Origin of the sequence: Geobacillus sp. GHH01, assembly GCF_000336445.1 — a bacterium.
GTDB classification, from domain to species: domain Bacteria; phylum Bacillota; class Bacilli; order Bacillales; family Anoxybacillaceae; genus Geobacillus; species Geobacillus zalihae.
This window is the reverse complement of record NC_020210.1, coordinates 943,289-961,092: the sequence shown is the minus strand read 5'-3', so window position 1 is coordinate 961,092 and position 17,804 is coordinate 943,289. Positions and strand designations below refer to the sequence as shown.

The following is a 17,804-nucleotide window of genomic DNA, read 5'->3' as shown; positions in this document are numbered from 1 at the left end:
AAAGCTACTTGTGAAAGGACGGCGAAACGATGCACCATATCGAAACAACCAAACTAAGCCGGCGCGCCTTTTTGAAAAAGCTGGCGCGCACAAGTTTCAGCGCAGCGCTGGCGATGGCAGCCGCCTCTGGCTACGCCCGCTGGATTGAGCCAGCCGAGCTGACCGTGACGCACCATGCACTGTCGCATCCGCTGATCCCAAAGTCGTTTGCCGGCGTCAAGCTGCTGCAGTTCAGTGATCTCCATCTCGGCCATTATTACGGCTTGGAACGCTTTTACCGCATCATGGGCCGCATCAACGAACTCGGGCCCGATCTCGTCGTATTCACAGGCGATCTGCTCCATGAGGCGAACCGGTATCCGCACGTCGACGCGGTCGCTGAGGCGTTGGCCGGCGTCCGCGCTCCTCTTGGGAAATTTTGTATTTACGGAAACCATGATCACGGCGGCTATGGAACAGATATTTACCGTCGATTGATGGAACGAGCCGGGTTCCGCGTTCTCGTCAATGAGCATGCACTCGTCCGGCGCGGCCACGGGGCGATCGCGATCGCCGGCAGCGACGATATGATGCTCGGACGCCCGGACTGGTCGAAAATGACGAACGGCATTCCGCGGGCGACATATACGATCGCCCTCGTTCATGAGCCGGACGGTGCCATTGAGGCTCGCCGCTTCCCTATTCACGTTCAACTGTCTGGCCATAGCCACGGCGGGCAAATTCAGTTGCCGTTTATCGGGCCGCTTATCACGCCGCCGTTGTCTGAGCGGTATTATGAAGGGTTTTACCACGTCGGCGGACTCTTGTTGTACGTCAACCGCGGCCTTGGCACGACGCGGGTGCCGCTTCGCTTCTTCGCTCCGCCGGAGTTGACCGTTTTTTCGCTTACCCCCGGCTAGAAGTAGGACAAACCGGCCAACAACGCTGCTTCCTATGTTATAATAGAAAGAAAAAAGGAGACATGCCGATGAAACCGTTGCAATTGACGGTCGACAATATTGCCAAAGCGATTTTTACCGTCAACCGCCATGCGAAAACCGCGTTGAATCCTGCATTCCTTTATCTTCTAAAGAAAAAGGCGATTGAAAAGCTGCTCGAGGAGGGGAAGGCGAAAAAAGTGGGCCTCCATTTTTCCCGCAATCCGAAATACAGCCAACAACAATCCGACGTGCTTGTCGCCGTCGGCGACTACTACTTCCACATCCCACCGACAAAACAAGATTTCGCCGCCCTTCCGCACCTTGGCGCTCTCAACGATTCATACCGCAACCCTCCAGCTCGGATGCCGCTGTCAGAGGCAAAAGCCATTCTCATGGCCTACACCGGATTAAAAGAAAAGCCGGAACAAAAGCCGAAACGGCTGACAAAACCCGTATTTAAACGACTCGGCGACCGCTATTAAGCGGACGCCTGTTTTTTCAACAAGGGGGGCATCTTAGCACCGAGCCGGCAGCAGAAACATCGATCTCTCTTTTGTTTCACCCTGTTTTTTCACCAATCCTAAAAATACCCGAACTCTAAAATGTGTAAAGTGGCAGCGCTCAATATAGGGACATGTTCATCCTTCTGCTGATGACGAATTTTTTTGTGGCTCTTCACCAAAAGTTGTACTTGATTTTTTCTGAACATACCCTATTTACGCTTGTGAGGGAAAATCAACAAATCAGTGATTTTTGCACATCTTTGTGCAGGAAACCGTATTGCTTGTCAAGTACATGTTGTGGTGAAGAGCCAATATCCGTAAGGCTTCTCCGTTTGAGGAAAAACAGGATTGAGCCGCCTTCCCTGTTCAATCACCAGTCCTCTAAAGGAGCACAAATGCTGCTTGAGCCTCTCCGCTTCAAGCGGCATGCCGATTTCCGCCATCGCCTTGAGCGCGCGAACGCGAAGCTCCAACTCATCGGATGCCAACAGCTCCAGCAAAAACGACCGCTCCTCGCGCCGGCGGATGCCGATCATATCCACGAACGCGCATTTCCCCGCCCGCGTCAGCTCATCAAATCGCTGTTCCACCTGTCGAAGCAGCCGCTCGCTCATATGGCCAAAAATAACTCGGTACGCAAACTCGGTCAATTCATATTTCGGCTCAAGCACGTAGGCCACCACTGAGCTATAGTCAAATCGGGCGAAAATCGTCAACAGTTTTGCTTCTTCTCCTCTCGTCACCCGGTCGGAGAGGTACAACCGCTCCATCTCCGGCAGCATCGCCTTCATCTGCAAATCCTCGATCAGAAACAGTGCGTTCATCCGCTCGCTCCAATCCCGGCTTGACAACCGGCGGCGCAGCCATCCTTGAAAATGCTTTTCCGCCAATGTTCGGATTCTCTCCTGCACCTTTTCTCCTTTCAAGAGCGAAGCGAAATGGTCAAGAAGCTCCATCATCGCCTCACGCTCAAGCGGCGAAGACGGCAACGGCAGCTCTTCCTCTTCGCCGAGCACATAACGAAACAGCGGAAGATGGAACCGCTTCTTCAAAACCCTGATCTCTGCCTGGCGTCTATTTTCCCTCCATTTTCGCACCACCAAATAGAGAAAGAGGTTTACTAACAGTGCAAGGAAAACAATCGTTGCGGCTAAGGCAGAAAAAAAGCGCCATCACTCCTCCAACTCCTTCAACAGCCGGCGCAGCCGCGCCTCAAGCTCAAGCCATTTAAACGGCTTTGTCACATACTCGTCCGCTCCTCGGTTCAGCGCATGGGCAATATCCCGCTCATCTTGGCACGACGTCAGCATCATCACCTTGTATGGCTTTCGCTCTTGACGGAGGCGGTTCAGCACTTCAAGGCCGTCCATTTTTGGCATCACCCGATCCAAAATGACGACAGATTGCCGCCCGCTTTGATAAAACGGAGATTCGAGAAACGAAAGGCCGTCGCCAAACTCGTAAATGTCTGCTTTCCTCCCCTGTTCATTGACGAGCTTGCGGACAAGATCAGCAATCATCCATCCGCACGAGTTCATCGTCGTCTACGATGGCAATCGCCCATCGCCGCCGATCCGTTGATGCTTGGCTTGGGGCCTCATCCGAAAAACCGCTTTTCTCACGCGCCGCCTCTTCGATCCGATTGCCGCCGCCTCGTTTCGCCGCATACAGCGCCTTGTCGGCCAGACGCAGCCAATAGTCAAGCGGCCGATCCGGTTCATCGCACTCAACCAGGCCGGCGGAAAACGTACATGATAGGAGTGCGCCATCCGCTTCGACTTTTTCGGCGGCGAACTGGCGTTGCAGCCGCTCAAGCACTGCACGAGCCTCGCTTTTGGACGTTTTGGCCAGCCAAACGACAAACTCTTCGCCCCCCAAGCGAACGACCGTATCCACTCCACGTGTATGTTGGCGCAAAAAGGCAGCCAGCTTTTGCAATACCGCATCGCCTGCAAGGTGGCCGAAACGGTCATTGACTTGTTTGAAATGGTCCAAATCAAGCAACGCCAAACAGCTTGGCGCTCCGTAACGCTCGAGGTCGCTCCGAAGGCGGGCGTATACCCGCGGCAAATACTTCCGGTTGTACACACCTGTCAATTCGTCAATGAGCACAAGGTCATCGATTTTTCGTTTTTTTTCAATGAGCCGGCGAACGCGAACGAACAGCTCATCTGCCGCTGGGGTGGTGATGACATCATCCGCGCCAAGCTCATAACCTTTCAACCGCCCCTCTTTGCCCTCGTCTCTCCTTACAATGACAACAGGAAGATAGGGGCGCTGTCCGGCGCGCTCAAGCAAAACCGTCAAGTCCGGATTCTCCCACTCTCCCTCCTTCACGCTGACGATGATGCAATCCGGGCTGAGACGAAACATCGACGCGGCCGCCTGCTCAAGGGAGGGAATCGTCGTGAAACGCCATGGCACGGTTTGCAGGGCGCCGCGGACGTAAGCAAAAAACAGGGGATCATTTCCACAGAGGAGAATCGCTGCTTTCGGCCCTTGGCGGTGCGAAGAGGGAATGGCGGCAGAAGCCGCTTCCCCGGCTTCATAGAAGCAGCGAAGGAGAGAAACCATCTCCATCAGCGCCTCCTCCGCTGTCCATTGCCGTTTTGTTTGGCCGTTCAATCGATGAATGAGCCGCTCTGCTTCAGCAGCGATGTCGCTGCGACCAATCACCGCCGCCGTCCGGCCGACAGCATTGAAAAATCGGGCCAATTCCCCACCGTCAAGCGGCGGCCCCGCCCTCCATCGTTCGTATTGTTCATGGATGCGATCCAACAACGAGGCGACAGATCGATCCATATTCCCTCTCCTTTCGATCATCGTTCCGTTTTTCCCAACCGACTGACATCCTCCTTTTTTCCTATTACTAATATAATCAATCCAAGCAAAAAAATTAAAAGAAAAGACGCGCAACAGCCAACAATTCTTTAGCCGCATAAAAAAGCCGCTGCCTTTTTGCAACGGCTTTGTTCAATACAAAAAGTCCAATAGGCGTCGGTCAGCTAAATTCGTGTCAACCGGGCAGACTTCTGCATCACGTCCGTACTGCCACACCCAGACATTCGCGCTGCAAGGCGGGGCAGCCGGCTGATAGCGCGGCGCTTTCTGCTCTTTCGTCGTTCCCGGCCTTGGTGCGGCGCTCCAAATGACCGCCTGCACCGCCACTTGGTTGTTCCGGCTGACCGCCTCGCAATAGGCAGCGGCGAAATCCCCTTTCGTCGGGTCCGCGTACAGCCCCGGCCGGTATCCGGTCGGATAGAGCGTTTCCACCCAAGCAGCGATCCAAGCGGCATCCACAGCGAAAAAGTCTTCGATGTTGGCAAACAGCAGTTTATTTTTCGGAATGCCGAGCCGCCGCGCATGGAACACCGCGTTGCGCGCCGCCACCTGTCCATTCGCATAGCCGACCGCCTCTCGGAAGGCGTTGTAGATCGGCAGCACCTTCACGCCATAGTTGCGGATGCGGGCGATCTCGTCGCGTGTCAACCCTTCGGACACGTTCGGCACTTCCGACAAATAACGGCCCCAAAATTTCGGATAGCCAAGCTCCGTCCGCACGCATTGAAACAGCTGATCCGTTACGGCTTGCGCCGAGTCGACGCCCCAAATTCCTCTTGCCATCGGTTCCCCTCCTTCGCGCTTACGCTGCCGTCATGATGTAATTATGTATATGAGGGGAACAGCCCGTTTTATACGGCTACTGGCGGCGCTCTCGCTCCTCCTTCGCCCAGTCGCCTTTCAACAACTGAAACCAACCGTTGCGCTTAAACCAGACGAACATCGTCATGCCGATCACCGCCATGGCGGCCAATACAACAAAGTATCCGTACTTCCAGTGCAATTCAGGCATATAATCAAAGTTCATCCCATAAATGCCGGCAATAAAGGAGAGCGGCATGAAAATGGTCGTAATGGCTGTAAATGTCATCATAATATTGTTCATTCGATTCGAGTTGAGCGATAAATAGCTGTCGCGGATATCCGCGGTAATTTCTCGGTTTGTCTCAATCATTTCCGACAGCTTCAGCAAATGATCATAAATGTCATGAAAGTACAGCTGCCGTTCTTTCATGCGCTGCAGCCGGTCGGAGTGGATGATGCGGTACAACAAGTCGCGCATCGGCACGATCGTTCGGCGCAGCTTCGATAAATCGCCGCGGATGTCAAACACTTTTTCAATAATGTCGTGAATCGGTTCATTGTTCGTATTCTCCTCTAAATCGTTCAGCACGTCTTCAATATGGTAAAGCGGTGGAAAATAATCATCCACAAGCTTGTCGATCAGCCGGTACATGACGTGAAACGGCCCCTGCTGAACATCTTCTTCATGCTTCAATCGCTCCCACACCTCGTCGACGGCATGAATCGGCGACTTATGAAACGAAACGATGAAGTTTTGCCCGACAAACAAATCGACTTCCTCAGCCTCCAGCGTCATCCCGGTAATGGCATGAAGCACAACAAACAAGTAGCGGTCATAAAAATCGAGCTTCGGCCGCTGCACATATTCGAGACAGTCTTCAATCGCCAGTGGGTGAAAACGGAAAAAGGAGGCGAGCAGCGCCGATTCCTCATCCGTCGGCTCATGAAAGTCAACCCAATACCATGAGACATCCGGGCTGTTGACAAGCGTTACGTCAACATCATACAAAATCTCAAATTCTTTTGTCACGACACACGTGCGAATCATCGCCATCACCTTTGCCTTGTTCTCCTCTTATCATAACCGAAAAACTGTTAAGCCCCAACAAAAAACGGGTATAAAAATCATGTAGAGAAAAAATTGACAAAAAATATTTATCTAAATTTTCTTTACATTAGCATCAAAAACGACGATAATATAAGAAAGGGAACTGTTTCGTTCCCATATGGGAGGGACTGAATCATGTACGAAAAACAATACCCGAATGAAGGCACCGTTTTGTTCAACCAGCCGGAAGAAAAAAGCAGCTACGGACCGATGGCCGAACAAGTGCTGAAAGAAGCGATCTTCCAGTTTCAAAGAAAAAAACTGATGGAACAAATTGATGAAGCGCTCGCGGCCGGTGACAAGCCGTTGTTTTTCAAGCTTTCCGCCCAATATAACGACCTGTTGAAAAAATACGGCGCGTAAAAGGAGCGAACGAAGTTGGAAAGTGAATCGTCGATGACCGAGTGAGCCCCATTTCCGTTTGTGGGAACCATCCGGACGGAAAGGGGCTCATTTTTGTTTTTTCGTTTTCCTCGCCAATGGTACAATAGAAACAAAAAAGAAAGGTGGACAACCGTGAAACACCTCATTCAACCACGTGTTCAAGCCATTCAGTTATCAGGCATCCGCCAATTTTTCAACCTTGTCGCCGACCGGCCGGGACTTGTTTCCTTGACGATCGGCCAGCCTGATTTCCCAACGCCCGATCATGTCAAAGCAGCCGCTCAGGAGGCGATCGCCGCCGATTTCACGACGTATACAGCGAACGCCGGCCTGCTGGAACTGCGCCAGGCGGCTTGCCAATTCGTCGCTGACAAGTACGGCCTTCGCTACACGCCGGACGAAGTCATCGCCACCGTCGGCGCCAGCCAAGCGCTTGATATCGCATTTCGCACGATTTTGGAGGAAGGGACGGAAGTGCTTCTTCCCGCACCCGTCTATCCTGGCTATGAACCGCTCATCCGCCTGTGCGGAGCGAAACCGGTGTACATCGACACAAGGCCAAACGGTTTCCGTCTCTCGGCTGAGCTCATTGCGCCTTATTTGACGGAAAAGACGCGCTGCCTCGTTCTTCCATACCCATCAAATCCAACCGGGACGGCGCTGTCAGCCGAAGAGCTTGAGAACATCGCTTCCCTTTTGAAAGGACGGCCAATTTGGATCGTTTCCGATGAAATTTACAGCGAGCTCGTTTACCACGGACGCCATCACTCGATCGCCGAGTGGCTGCCGGAGCAGACGATCGTCATCAACGGTTTAAGCAAATCGCACTCCATGACCGGTTGGCGCATCGGGTTTGTCTTCGCTCCAGCGTTCGCCGTTGAACAAATGGTGAAAGTGCACCAATACAGCGTCTCGTGCACGTCATCGATCAGCCAAAAAGCGGCGGTGGAGGCGCTGACCGCCGGCAAAAACGACGCCGAGGTGATGCGCGCCGCCTACGCCGAGCGGCTTGAGTATGCCTACAGTCGTCTCACCGCCATGGGGCTGCCGGTTGAGAAGCCGGATGGAGCCTTTTACTTGTTTCCGTCAATCGCCGCCTTTGGCATGTCTTCGTTTGATTTTGCCCTCGATGTCGTCGAAAACGCCGGCGTCGCCCTCGTTCCCGGCAGCGCCTTTTCTGAATACGGTGAAGGCCATGTCCGCCTGTCGTACGCTTATTCGCTCGATGTGCTCAAAGAAGGGCTTGACCGGCTCGAGCGGTATATCCAAACGAAGCGCCGCAGACCGTAACGGTTTTCAAAAATCGTATCGGTTTAGGCCGCCATGCCCCCATAAGAAAAAGGCTGCTTTTCTTTCGACTTTTGTTCACCATTGGCTTTAGGGGAATATGCAAGAAAAGGGTGTCCCAAAAGGATCGGGACACCCTCTTTCGTTTCTATATATACGCACTGACCGATTCTTCCGCACTATATTTTGTGTTTGCCCTGAAGGCAGACAGCCTTTTGGGTCAGCCCCCCTCTTCTTTACTTATGGCACAAGCAATAGCTTGCCATGCGTTTTCCGCCCCTGCAGCAGCTGATGCACTTCAGAAGCCTGCTCAAGCGGGTAGACGCCGCCGATCATCAGCTTCAGGCTTCCTTCCTGCACCCACGCGAGCAATTCCCGCAAACTTTGTTCGTACAACGCCCGCTTTTTCATGATTTGCGGCAAGAAAAAGCCGATCACCGACCAGTTTTTCGCCATCAGCCGGACTGGATTGAGACGCGTCATTTCCCCGCTCGCCGCCCCATATACGACCAGGCGGCCGAACGGAGCGAGGCAATCGAGCGTCTGATGAAAGACATCGCCGCCCGCCATTTCCAAAGCGACATCGACGCCGCGCCCACCGGTCGCCTCCATCACGGCCGCCGCCCAGCTGTCTTTTGTATAATCAATGGTGACATCAGCGCCAAGCTGTTTGGCGAGCGCTCGTTTTTCCTCCGTGCTTGCCGTGGCGATGACCATTTTGGCGCCGAACCGTTTCGCCAATTGGACGGCAATCGTCCCAACGCCGCCGGCTGCGGCATGAACGAGCACCGTCTCTCCTTCTTCCAAGCGGCCCATCGTTTTGAGAATATGGTAGGCGCTTAGCCCTTGCACCGGCAAGGCCGCCGCCTGCCGGGCATCCATTCCATCCGGAAGCGGCACGACCGCCCGTTCATCGACGGCGACAAACTCAGCGTAGCCGCCGGATTCGATCAACGCGACGACGCGTTGCCCCGGGAGGACCGTTTGCACCTCCGGACCAACTTCACGGACAACGCCCGCCACTTCCGTCCCAGGTATGAACGGAAGCGGCGTCGGCACAACATAGCGGCCTTCCCGTCGGGCTGTATCCGCATAGTTGACGCCGATCGCTTCAGCTTCAATCACGACTTGCCGCCCCGTGGGTTTCGGACGTTCGCCTTCGCAAACACGCAAGACATCCGGTCCACCGTATTCAACGAATTGGACAAATTTCATGGCGATATCCCCTCTTTCGTTACTTTTGTCGACGCCATATCGCGCAGTTCCGGGCCGAACGGCCCCAGCTCAAGTTTTGGAACGGCAGAAAGCGACCCATGCCGGTTGATGTAGTCGATTTCTTTTTCCAAGCCGTACGCCGTCATCCAACGGCCGACGCGCGAGGCAGACAACACTTCTTTCGCCTTTCCTTCATCCGAATATTGCCGGTAAAAGAGCCATGCGGCCGTCGCGCTGTCGGACAGCTCCGCCGCGTTGATCCCTTGCTCGATCAAGCAGTGCACAAAGTAGCCGGCGCCATAAAAGTCTTCTAGGCAAAAACGGCCCGACGAGCCGGAACAAATCACAATGATCGTCTCTTCCTGATGTAAACGGCAAATATGCTCGCCGACCGCCGGGCTGTTCAGTAAGCTCGCCGCGTACACCGCACGGGCTGGCTGAGCTCTGCGAATCGCCACCGTGCCATTGGTCGTCGATAGCACGACTGTTTTCCCTGGACAAACCGTTTGCAAAAATAGCGGCGCCGGCGGATGAAAACCGGCGATCGTCCGCCCTTCGTATTCGCCGACGAGCTCATAGCTGCCCTCTGGCAAGCGAAGCGCGATCTCCTTGGCCTCCTCGGCATCGCGCACCGGGATCACCGAACGAGCGCCGGCAGCGAGAACTGCTGTAATCGACGAGGTGGCAAGCAAAACATCGAACACGACAGCCACCTTTCGATCAGCAAGCGCCATCTCATCAATGTCTTCTTTGCGCAGCACGACATGCACTTTTGTCATCACGCCGCCTCACCGTCCTGTCGCCAGCTGCCATGCATGCTCAATGAGCGCTTCGACAAACTGGCCAAAATGGCGAAACCGCTCATCGTTCGTCTGTCCGCGGCGGTAGCGGTAATAAATTTGCTGGCAAATGACCGCTAATTTAAAGTAGGCAAACGTTAAATAAACGTGTATATCGGACACATCACGGCCGCTTTTTTTGGCATATGCCTCAATAAACTGTTCGCGCGTATAAAAACCGGGACGGACGGTGACCGGCGCGCGGCCAAACCCACTTTTAATGAGTGGAGGATCGTCTTCCTCAATCCAATAACTCATGGCCACCGCCAAATCGGCAAGCGGATCCCCGACCGTCGACATCTCCCAATCAAACAGCCCAACCATTTTGGTGATGTCGTCTTTGGCAAACAAAGCGTTATTCAGCTTAAAATCGTAATGGATTACGGTTGCTTCGCGCTGCGGTGGGATGTGGGAAGCGAGCCACTTCATCAGCGCCTCGGCTTCCGGAATATCATCCGTCTTGGCCCGCTCATAGCGCTGGATCCATCCGTGCACTTGCCGTTCCATAAATCCATCCGGCTTTACCATCTGAACGAGGCGTGTGTTCGTATAATCAATTTGATGGATACGGACAAGCGTCTCGACCATCGTCTCGGAAATGCCGCGGCAAACCTCCTCCGTCGGAGTGATGCCATCGGGAAAATCACTGTCAATCACGACGCCATGCCGCCGCTCCATGACGAAAAACGGACTGCCGATCACCGATTCGTCTTCACAAAAATAGAATGGTTTCGGCGCCAACGGGAACAGCGGATGGATTTCAGAAAGCCACGTGCTCTCCCGCTTCATATCGTGCGCTTTCGGCGGCACCGGGCCAAACGGCGGCCGGCGCAGCACCGCCTCCCACTCCCCACAGCGGAGCAAATACGTCAAATTCGACCGGCCGGCGGAAAATTGCTGGATCTCGAGCTCCCCATCCGGCATGTCCGGCAGCACCGTGCGCAAAAACTTGGCCAGCTTCCCTGCCGGCAGTTCTTCCCCCTTGCGCACTGGAATAATCGCTGTCATCTCCCTCTCCCCCTTGGTCAACAATTCAAGCGCGCCATTGCCGCCGCACGAACAGCATCCATCGACACACCTCGGATCAAACTTGTTTGTCTCTCTTTTCACTCGGCTTTCGAGACAGACGGCGCGCTCATGCCATCAAGCAGGATCTCCACCATCTGCTTCGCCACCTCGGCATCGGTCAGCTCGCCGTCCGGACGAAACCATTGGTAGCTCCAATTGGCCGCCCCAAGAACGGTAAGCGTGGCGATCGATGGTGACAAATCGCAGCGCAGTTCACCGCTTTTCATTCCTTCCTCAATCAACGACTGCAGCCGATAGCGGAACAAATCGCGCTTTTCTTTTACTTTCTGTAAATGCTCTTCATTCAAATGCTTCATTTCACGAAAAAAAATACGCGCTTCCCGTCCCTGCCGTTCGACATTATGGATGAGCATGAAGACGATGTCATACAGTCGTTCCCGCACCGAGCGCTGTGTATCGCTTATAATCCGCTCCTCTTCGTCCAGCAGCCATTCAATGTAGCGAAGGTGAATATCCATCAACAGTTCTTCTTTGCTTGTAAAATAGTAATAAAACGTCCCTTTTGTCACCCCGAGGGCGTCAACGATGTCTTGGATCGATGTTTCGCTGAAGCCGTTTTGTTCAAACAGCTCAATGCTGGCAGCCATAATTTTCTCCTTCACGTTTTTACACCTCTTGCCTAAAATGTAGTCGCTGCCAGCTATTGTACCATAAAACAGCCAAGCCTGCTTCGGACTTGGCCGAAAGCCGCGCCGTTATTGCGAGCGGGATGCTTCTTCACGCAAGGCGCGGCGCAAAATTTTCCCGACGTTCGTCTTCGGCAGTTCGGCACGGAACTCGACAATGCGCGGCACTTTGTACGCCGCTAAGTTTTTTCGGCAATGGGCAAGAATGTCTTCTTCGCTTGCCTGTTGTCCGTCTTTTAACACAATGATCGCCTTCACCGTTTCACCGCGATACGGATCAGGCACGCCAACCGCCGCCGCCTCTTTCACCGCTGGATGTTCGTACAACACTTCTTCGATTTCACGCGGATAAATGTTATAGCCGCCGGCGATGATCAGATCTTTTTTCCGGTCGACAATCGTCACATACCCTTCCTCGTCAATCGAAGCCAAATCGCCAGTGTACAGCCATCCGTCACGCAGCGCCACGGCCGTTTCTTCCGGCATGTTCCAATAGCCTTTCATCACTTGCGGTCCACGGATAATCAGCTCGCCGACTTCTCCTGGCGGCAACTCTTGCGTGCCAGTCGCCACATCGACGACTTTGTACTCAGTCAGCGGCATGCCGATGCCGACCGTGCCCGGCTTGCGAGCCGCAAACGGCGGATTGCAATGCGTCACCGGCGAGGCTTCAGACAAGCCGTATCCTTCAAGGACAACCGCTCCCGTTTTCGCCTCGAAGTCGCGCATCAATTCAAGCGGCATCGGTGCGCTGCCGCTGTTGCACGTTTTGATGCTGCTGATGCCGTACTGCTCGACACCCGGCGTATTGGTAATCGCGACATACATCGTCGGCACGCCTGGAAACACGGTTGGTTGCTTGTCGCGAATTGTCTCCAACACTTCTTTCAGCTCAAAGCGCGGCAGCAAAATGTTTTCCGCTCCTTGGTAAATGGCCAAGTTCATTCCCGACGTCATCGCGAACACGTGGAACAACGGGATGACGGTTAAATATCGCTCTTTCCCGAACTCAAATGTCCCTTTGAAAAATTCGGCGCATTGCAAGACGTTGGCGAAAATGTTGCGGTGGGTGAGCATCGCTCCTTTGGAGCGCCCCGTCGTCCCTCCCGTATATTGCAATACAGCAACGTCGTGCATCGGCTCGATCGGCACCGGGCGCACCACTCCGCTTCCTGCGGCAAGAAATTCGTCAAACGTGACATCTCCTTCAGCCAGCGCAACGGACGACGGCGCCCCAAGGCTGACGGTGACCGCCTGCTTGACGGCTGTCTCCCCTCTGACGGCGGCAAGGCGCGGATAAAGCGGTTCATAAATGACAATCATCTTGGCGCCGGAGTCTTTGAGCAAATAGGCAAGTTCGCGCTCAACAAGCATCGGGTTCACTTGTGTGACGATCGCGCCCGCCTGCAAAATGCCATAGTAAGCGATGACATATTGCGGGCAGTTCGGCAGCATGATTGCGACGCGGTCGCCTTTTTGCACGCCGCGCGCCTGCAGGCTTGAGGTGAAACGGTTGACCGCCGCCTCAAGCTCGGCATAGGTGATCGTCTTGTCGTAAAATGTCAGCGCCGGCTGGGAGCCGAATTCCGCCGCTCGTTCATGCAGTACATCGCATACCGTTTTGTCGGGAATATCCATATAGAACGAAATGTGTTCCGGATAAAGAGACAACGCCCGTTTTTCGCCCATTTGCGTTTCCCCCTTTTTTAATTAAATGCCGGTCGCATGGCTGCCGCCGTCAACGACGAGGAGCGCGCCCGTGACAAAGGCGGACGCCGGGGAAGCGAGAAACAAGACGGCCCCTTTCAAGTCATCTTCGCCGCCAAAGCGGCCGAGCGGCGTATGCTCGAGCACTTTTTTCCCAACGCGTTCAAGAACGACTTTTGACATTTTCGTCGGGAAAAAGCCCGGAGCCACCGCGTTGACGCGAATGCCGTGCTTCCCCCATTTGGCTGCTAGGTCCCTCGTAAACGTAATGACCGCCCCTTTGCTCGTGTTGTAGCCGATCGTATTTAAAATGTCCGGGTGCGTGCCGCCAAGGCCGGCGACGGAAGCGATGTTGATGATGGCGCCGCCCGTTTGCTTCTCAATCATCACCTTGCCGGCCGCCTGGCTCATGAGAAACGTGCCGGTTACATTGACGTTCATCACCTTTTGCCATGCTTCAAGCGGCATCTCTTCGACCGGCGCTCCCCACGTCGCTCCGCTGTTGTTCACCAAAATATCGATGCCGCCAAACTCCTTCACCGTCGTTTCGACGACATGTTGGACATCATCCGGGTTCGTCACATCACACTTTAGCGCCAATGAACGGACGCCCAGCTGTTCCAACTTTTCTTTCACTTGCTCGCACGCCTCCACTTTGCGCGAGCAGACGACAACGTTCGCCCCCGCTTCGGCGAGGCCGACGGCGATTTGCTCGCCGAGCCCGCGCCCGCCGCCGGTGACGATGGCGGTTTTTCCTTCGATTTTAAACAAGTCCAACACATGCATAAACGCCACTTCCTCTCCCTTTATTGTTCATATGGACGCAACTCAAGCTTGGCTACTTGCTCTTTATGCACCTCATCCGGCCCGTCGGCCAACCGAAGCGTGCGCGAGTTCGCCCACATGGCAGCAAGCGGAAAATCGTTGCTCACCCCGGCGGCGCCGAACGCCTGAATGGCGCGGTCGATCACTTTTAAGGCGACATTCGGAGCGACAACTTTAATCATGGCAATTTCTTTGCGCGCCGCTTTGTTGCCGACCGTATCCATCATGTACGCTGCCTTCATTGTCAACAGGCGCGCCTGCTCGATCTCAATGCGCGACTGAGCGATCCAATCGCGAATGACGCCATGGTCCGCAAGCCGCTTGCCGAACGCGACCCGCGACTGCACGCGCCGGCACATAAGCTCAAGCGCCCGCTCCGCCGCTCCAATCAAGCGCATGCAATGATGGATTCGCCCCGGTCCAAGCCGCCCTTGGGCGATGGCAAATCCTTTCCCTTCTCCCCAAATGATGTTCTCTTTCGGCACTCGCACGTTGTCATACGTAATCTCCGCATGCCCGTGCGGCGCATGGTCAAAACCGAACACCGGCAGCATCCGTTCGATTTTCACCCCCGGCGTATCAAGCGGAACGATGATCATCGACTGCTGCTCATGCTTCGGGGCATCCGGATTCGTTTTCCCCATCACAATGGCGACTTTGCAGCGCGGGTCGCCGGCGCCGGACGACCACCATTTCCGCCCGTTGATGACGTATTCGTCCCCGTCGCGGACGATGGAAGCGCGAATGTTCGTCGCATCGCTTGACGCGACGTCCGGTTCGGTCATCGAAAAGCAGGAGCGGATTTCTCCGTTCAAGAGCGGGATGAGCCATTTCCGCTTTTGTTCTTCTGTTCCATAGCGGACGAGTACTTCCATGTTGCCGGTATCCGGCGCATTGCAGTTGAACACTTCCGGAGCGATGAGCGAACGGCCCATAATTTCGCAAAGCGGCGCGTATTCGACGTTCGTTAAGCCGGCTCCGTATTCGCTGTCCGGCAAAAACAAGTTCCAGAGCCCTTCTTTTTTCGCTTTTTCCTTCAGCTCTTCGATGATGGGCGGCACCCCTGACCATCTTGACTCTTGGGCGTTCAGCTGCTCCTCATACACCCTTTCGTTCGGATAAATGTACTCTTCCATGAAAGCGCTTAATTTTTTGATCAACTCTTGGACTTTCGGCGAATAGGAAAAGTCCATGTCATCCCCTCCCTGTATACTAACCGGTTAGTATGTGCCCTTTATTTCTACTATACCTCGACCAAAAGAAATATTCAATATTTTTTGATAAATATATCTCACATTCAAAAAAAGAGAGGACGAATCCGCCCCCCATGTCACTGTCTGATATAGCGTTTGTACAATGCTTGCGTGCCGCTGTTTTCCTCACCGGCTTGCGCCAGCTCCTCATACATTTGTTTGGCGAGCGCCAGCCCTGGCAGCGGCAAGTTCATCCGCTCGGCTTCCTCAAGCGCAATTTTCATATCTTTAATGAAATGCTTGATGTAAAACCCCGGAGCAAAATCGCCTGACAACATGCGCGGCGCCAAGTTGCTCAGCGACCAGCTGCCCGCCGCCCCTTTGGCGATGCTTTCCAACACTTTGAATGGATCAAGACCAGCCCGCTTCGCATACGCCATGGCCTCGCAAACGCCGATCATATTGGTGGCGATGGCAATTTGGTTGCACATTTTCGTATGCTGGCCGGCTCCAGCTCCTCCTTGCCGCACGATGTTCGTGCCAAGCCGCTCGAGAATCGGCTTGCACGCCAAAAAGACGTCCTCATCACCGCCGACCATAATCGTCAACGTTCCTTCGCGCGCACCGATGTCACCGCCGGACACCGGGGCGTCCAACGCGTGAATCCCTTTTTGCTTGGCTGCTTCATAAATGGACTTTGCAAGCGTCGGCGTTGACGTCGTCATATCGATGACATACGTTCCCGGCCGCGCATTCTCCAAAATGCCGCCTTCGCCGAAATACACTTGCTCGACATCGTGAGGATAGCCGACCATCGTGATGACGACATCCGCCTCCCGCGCCAAATCAGCGACCGTTTCCTTCCAAACCGCCCCTTCCTGAAGCAAGTCTTCCGCCTTTTCTTTTGTGCGTGTATAGACGAGAAGCGGATAGCCCGCCTTCAGCAAATGGCGCGCCATGCTTTTTCCCATGACGCCAAGGCCGATAAACCCGATCGTTTTCAACGCTGTCCTCTCCCTTCTTGTCCGTTTGGCCGCAAGCGCCCAGCGATCTGCCCACCACCTGCGCTTCGCTTAGCAGCGGAGGCTTCTTTCGAAAATCGTTAAATCGCTTTGACCATGCCGCCGTCGACGATCAACGCTTGTCCGGTGACGTACGAGTTCGCTTCGGACAATAGAAAGACGACGACGTTCGCAAATTCTTCCGGCGTCCCGTAGCGGCCGAGCGGAATGGCGCTTTTCATGCGCGCTTCCATTTCCTCTTTTGTAATGCCAAGCTTTTCGGCGTTCACCTTATCTAAAAAGGCGACGCGTTCTGTCGCAATCCGCCCGGGAGCGACGGTGTTGATCAAAATGTTGTCCCGCGCGAATTCCGTCGCCAACGTTTTCGTCAGCCCGACAATCCCGGTGCGAAACGTGTTCGACAAAATCAAGCCCGGAATCGGTTCTTTGATCGATGACGAAGCGATGTTGACAATTTTGCCGCCGTTTTTCTTTAAATATGGCAGCGCTTCACGAATCAGCCGAATGTAGCTCAATAAATTGAGCTCAAACGCATATTGCCAGTCTTCGTCGCTCACCGTTTCAAACGTTCCCGCCGGAGGGCCGCCGGCGTTGTTGACGAGCAAATCGATCGTCCCAAACGTTTCGACCGTTTTGGCGACCAGCTGGCGGATGTCTTCCGCCTTCGTCACATCTGCACGCGTGTAGGCGACGCGTCCCTTATGCAGCCCATTCAACTCCTCGGCTGCTTCCTGCAGCTTTTCTTCGTTCCGGCTCGTGATCATCACGTTCGCTCCTTCGAGCACAAGCGCCCGGGCGACCGCTTTGCCGAGCCCTTGGCTTGAGGCGGCGACCAGCGCCGTTTTTCCGGCTAATCCGTACTCCATTGCCATCCCCCCCGAAAAATAGTCATATCAAGTAAACAATATTCGCGTTTGTTCGCCGTTTTCCTTCTTTTTTCGTTCACGAAAAAAGCGATCCGCTGGGCGAATCACTTTTTTCCTTCCATGAGAGAGCGAAACCGCTTCATTCCTTCCTCGACAGCAAGGGAGTCGACGTGAAACGGGTCGGGGTTGGCCGCCCGCATCGGATCGGCGTCAATCCGTACACCGATTGCCTTGGCGCCGTCGGCAGTTGCATCGTTGATGATGCTTTCGCGGGCGCCGTCGCGGTGAAAGGAATGTGGATGGTCGTTTCGTCCGCGTTCCGGCATCAATGGTTCCCTCCTTTTTGCTTGTAGTGTACCACCGCATCGCGCAATCATGCCTTTTCGGTTCCGAATCGCGCTTTCCTTCAAAAACAGGTGACTGCACTTTTCTTTTTGTTCTTTTCCAAAAAAGGGGCTGACCCAAAAGGCTGTCTGTCTTCAGTATAGACACAAAATATAGTGCGGAAGAAGCGGTCGGTGTATATATAGAAACGAAAGAGGGTGTCCCGATCCTTTTGGGACACCCCCCGTTCC

Annotated in this window: 18 protein-coding genes and 1 pseudogene; 4 read left to right on the top strand and 15 right to left on the bottom strand. The window is 54.3% G+C overall.

Annotated features, from left to right (window positions below):
- Positions 1-29: 29 nt before the first annotated feature.
- Both GHH_RS04855 and GHH_RS04850 read left to right on the top strand, forming a co-directional pair.
- Positions 30-899 carry a metallophosphoesterase gene (locus GHH_RS04855; protein WP_015374331.1) on the top strand — a complete coding sequence of 290 codons (870 nt, stop codon included), beginning with the start codon at positions 30-32 and terminating at the stop codon, positions 897-899.
- Positions 900-967: 68 nt separating this feature from the next.
- Positions 968-1,402, top strand: a complete 435-nt coding sequence (locus tag GHH_RS04850; RefSeq protein WP_015374330.1) for a YkyB family protein — start codon at positions 968-970, stop codon at positions 1,400-1,402.
- Between the two features lie 305 nt (positions 1,403-1,707).
- On the opposite strand, the gene GHH_RS04845 is transcribed toward GHH_RS04850, so the two are convergent.
- From GHH_RS04845 to corA, 5 genes are all read right to left on the bottom strand, one after another.
- Positions 1,708-2,475 carry a hypothetical protein gene (locus GHH_RS04845; protein WP_015374329.1) on the bottom strand — a complete coding sequence of 256 codons (768 nt, stop codon included), beginning with the start codon at positions 2,473-2,475 and terminating at the stop codon, positions 1,708-1,710.
- A gap of 120 nt (positions 2,476-2,595) precedes the next feature.
- A complete protein-coding gene (locus GHH_RS19415; RefSeq protein ID WP_236612589.1) occupies positions 2,596-2,943 on the bottom strand; it encodes a response regulator transcription factor in 348 nt (115 codons plus the stop codon).
- The gene (locus GHH_RS04840) at positions 2,933-4,225 is read right to left on the bottom strand and encodes a diguanylate cyclase response regulator (protein WP_236612588.1); all 1,293 of its coding nucleotides are present in this window, start codon (positions 4,223-4,225) and stop codon (positions 2,933-2,935) included. The genes GHH_RS19415 and GHH_RS04840 overlap by 11 nt, the downstream gene beginning before the upstream one ends.
- A gap of 171 nt (positions 4,226-4,396) precedes the next feature.
- A complete protein-coding gene (locus GHH_RS04835; RefSeq protein WP_015374328.1) occupies positions 4,397-5,047 on the bottom strand; it encodes a glycoside hydrolase domain-containing protein in 651 nt (216 codons plus the stop codon).
- Between the two features lie 76 nt (positions 5,048-5,123).
- Positions 5,124-6,122, bottom strand: coding sequence for a magnesium/cobalt transporter CorA (gene corA, locus GHH_RS04830; RefSeq protein ID WP_041470432.1), 999 nt, complete (start codon positions 6,120-6,122; stop codon positions 5,124-5,126).
- A 189-nt stretch (positions 6,123-6,311) separates the two neighbouring features.
- Between corA and GHH_RS04825 the strand changes: the two genes are divergently transcribed.
- The gene (locus GHH_RS04825; protein WP_015374326.1) at positions 6,312-6,539 is read left to right on the top strand and encodes an IDEAL domain-containing protein; all 228 of its coding nucleotides are present in this window, start codon (positions 6,312-6,314) and stop codon (positions 6,537-6,539) included.
- Positions 6,540-6,692: 153 nt separating this feature from the next.
- Complete coding sequence (locus GHH_RS04820; protein ID WP_013145914.1) at positions 6,693-7,850, top strand: aminotransferase A; 1,158 nt, start codon at positions 6,693-6,695, stop codon at positions 7,848-7,850.
- A gap of 237 nt (positions 7,851-8,087) precedes the next feature.
- Here the strand turns inward: GHH_RS04820 and GHH_RS04815 are convergent, their stop codons facing one another.
- From GHH_RS04815 to GHH_RS04770, 10 genes and pseudogenes are all read right to left on the bottom strand, one after another.
- A complete protein-coding gene (locus GHH_RS04815; protein WP_015374325.1) occupies positions 8,088-9,062 on the bottom strand; it encodes an NADPH:quinone oxidoreductase family protein in 975 nt (324 codons plus the stop codon).
- Positions 9,059-9,841, bottom strand: coding sequence for a 2-phosphosulfolactate phosphatase (locus tag GHH_RS04810; protein ID WP_015374324.1), 783 nt, complete (start codon positions 9,839-9,841; stop codon positions 9,059-9,061). The genes GHH_RS04815 and GHH_RS04810 overlap by 4 nt, the downstream gene beginning before the upstream one ends.
- 9 nt (positions 9,842-9,850) lie before the next feature.
- Positions 9,851-10,909, bottom strand: coding sequence for a phosphotransferase family protein (locus GHH_RS04805; RefSeq protein WP_011230532.1), 1,059 nt, complete (start codon positions 10,907-10,909; stop codon positions 9,851-9,853).
- A 98-nt stretch (positions 10,910-11,007) separates the two neighbouring features.
- Entirely contained in the window at positions 11,008-11,577 is a 570-nt protein-coding gene (locus tag GHH_RS04800; RefSeq protein WP_015374323.1) for a TetR/AcrR family transcriptional regulator, read from the bottom strand.
- A 108-nt stretch (positions 11,578-11,685) separates the two neighbouring features.
- Complete coding sequence (locus tag GHH_RS04795; RefSeq protein ID WP_015374322.1) at positions 11,686-13,305, bottom strand: long-chain fatty acid--CoA ligase; 1,620 nt, start codon at positions 13,303-13,305, stop codon at positions 11,686-11,688.
- 21 nt (positions 13,306-13,326) lie between these two features.
- The gene (locus GHH_RS04790; protein WP_015374321.1) at positions 13,327-14,109 is read right to left on the bottom strand and encodes an SDR family oxidoreductase; all 783 of its coding nucleotides are present in this window, start codon (positions 14,107-14,109) and stop codon (positions 13,327-13,329) included.
- A gap of 20 nt (positions 14,110-14,129) precedes the next feature.
- Positions 14,130-15,341, bottom strand: a complete 1,212-nt coding sequence (locus GHH_RS04785) for an acyl-CoA dehydrogenase (RefSeq protein ID WP_015374320.1) — start codon at positions 15,339-15,341, stop codon at positions 14,130-14,132.
- A 137-nt stretch (positions 15,342-15,478) separates the two neighbouring features.
- A pseudogene (locus tag GHH_RS04780) lies at positions 15,479-16,384 on the bottom strand (NAD(P)-dependent oxidoreductase); the annotation flags it as partial.
- A gap of 59 nt (positions 16,385-16,443) precedes the next feature.
- Positions 16,444-17,229 carry an SDR family oxidoreductase gene (locus GHH_RS04775; RefSeq protein ID WP_015374318.1) on the bottom strand — a complete coding sequence of 262 codons (786 nt, stop codon included), beginning with the start codon at positions 17,227-17,229 and terminating at the stop codon, positions 16,444-16,446.
- Between the two features lie 104 nt (positions 17,230-17,333).
- Positions 17,334-17,555 carry a hypothetical protein gene (locus GHH_RS04770; RefSeq protein ID WP_015374317.1) on the bottom strand — a complete coding sequence of 74 codons (222 nt, stop codon included), beginning with the start codon at positions 17,553-17,555 and terminating at the stop codon, positions 17,334-17,336.
- Between the last annotated feature and the right edge of the window lie 249 nt (positions 17,556-17,804).

Coding starts and splice junctions, on each gene's coding strand:
- GHH_RS04855 (WP_015374331.1), top strand. CDS start 30: ATGCACCATATCGAAACAACCAAACTAAGCCGGCGCGCCTTTTTGAAA.
- GHH_RS04835 (WP_015374328.1), bottom strand. CDS start 5,047: ATGGCAAGAGGAATTTGGGGCGTCGACTCGGCGCAAGCCGTAACGGAT.
- GHH_RS04795 (WP_015374322.1), bottom strand. CDS start 13,305: ATGGGCGAAAAACGGGCGTTGTCTCTTTATCCGGAACACATTTCGTTC.
- GHH_RS04815 (WP_015374325.1), bottom strand. CDS start 9,062: ATGAAATTTGTCCAATTCGTTGAATACGGTGGACCGGATGTCTTGCGT.
- GHH_RS04775 (WP_015374318.1), bottom strand. CDS start 17,229: ATGGAGTACGGATTAGCCGGAAAAACGGCGCTGGTCGCCGCCTCAAGC.
- GHH_RS04800 (WP_015374323.1), bottom strand. CDS start 11,577: ATGGCTGCCAGCATTGAGCTGTTTGAACAAAACGGCTTCAGCGAAACA.
- GHH_RS04850 (WP_015374330.1), top strand. CDS start 968: ATGAAACCGTTGCAATTGACGGTCGACAATATTGCCAAAGCGATTTTT.
- GHH_RS04825 (WP_015374326.1), top strand. CDS start 6,312: ATGTACGAAAAACAATACCCGAATGAAGGCACCGTTTTGTTCAACCAG.
- GHH_RS04805 (WP_011230532.1), bottom strand. CDS start 10,909: ATGACAGCGATTATTCCAGTGCGCAAGGGGGAAGAACTGCCGGCAGGG.
- corA (WP_041470432.1), bottom strand. CDS start 6,122: ATGGCGATGATTCGCACGTGTGTCGTGACAAAAGAATTTGAGATTTTG.
- GHH_RS04840 (WP_236612588.1), bottom strand. CDS start 4,225: ATGGATCGATCTGTCGCCTCGTTGTTGGATCGCATCCATGAACAATAC.
- GHH_RS04785 (WP_015374320.1), bottom strand. CDS start 15,341: ATGGACTTTTCCTATTCGCCGAAAGTCCAAGAGTTGATCAAAAAATTA.
- GHH_RS04790 (WP_015374321.1), bottom strand. CDS start 14,109: ATGCATGTGTTGGACTTGTTTAAAATCGAAGGAAAAACCGCCATCGTC.
- GHH_RS04810 (WP_015374324.1), bottom strand. CDS start 9,841: ATGACAAAAGTGCATGTCGTGCTGCGCAAAGAAGACATTGATGAGATG.
- GHH_RS04770 (WP_015374317.1), bottom strand. CDS start 17,555: ATGCCGGAACGCGGACGAAACGACCATCCACATTCCTTTCACCGCGAC.
- GHH_RS19415 (WP_236612589.1), bottom strand. CDS start 2,943: ATGATTGCTGATCTTGTCCGCAAGCTCGTCAATGAACAGGGGAGGAAA.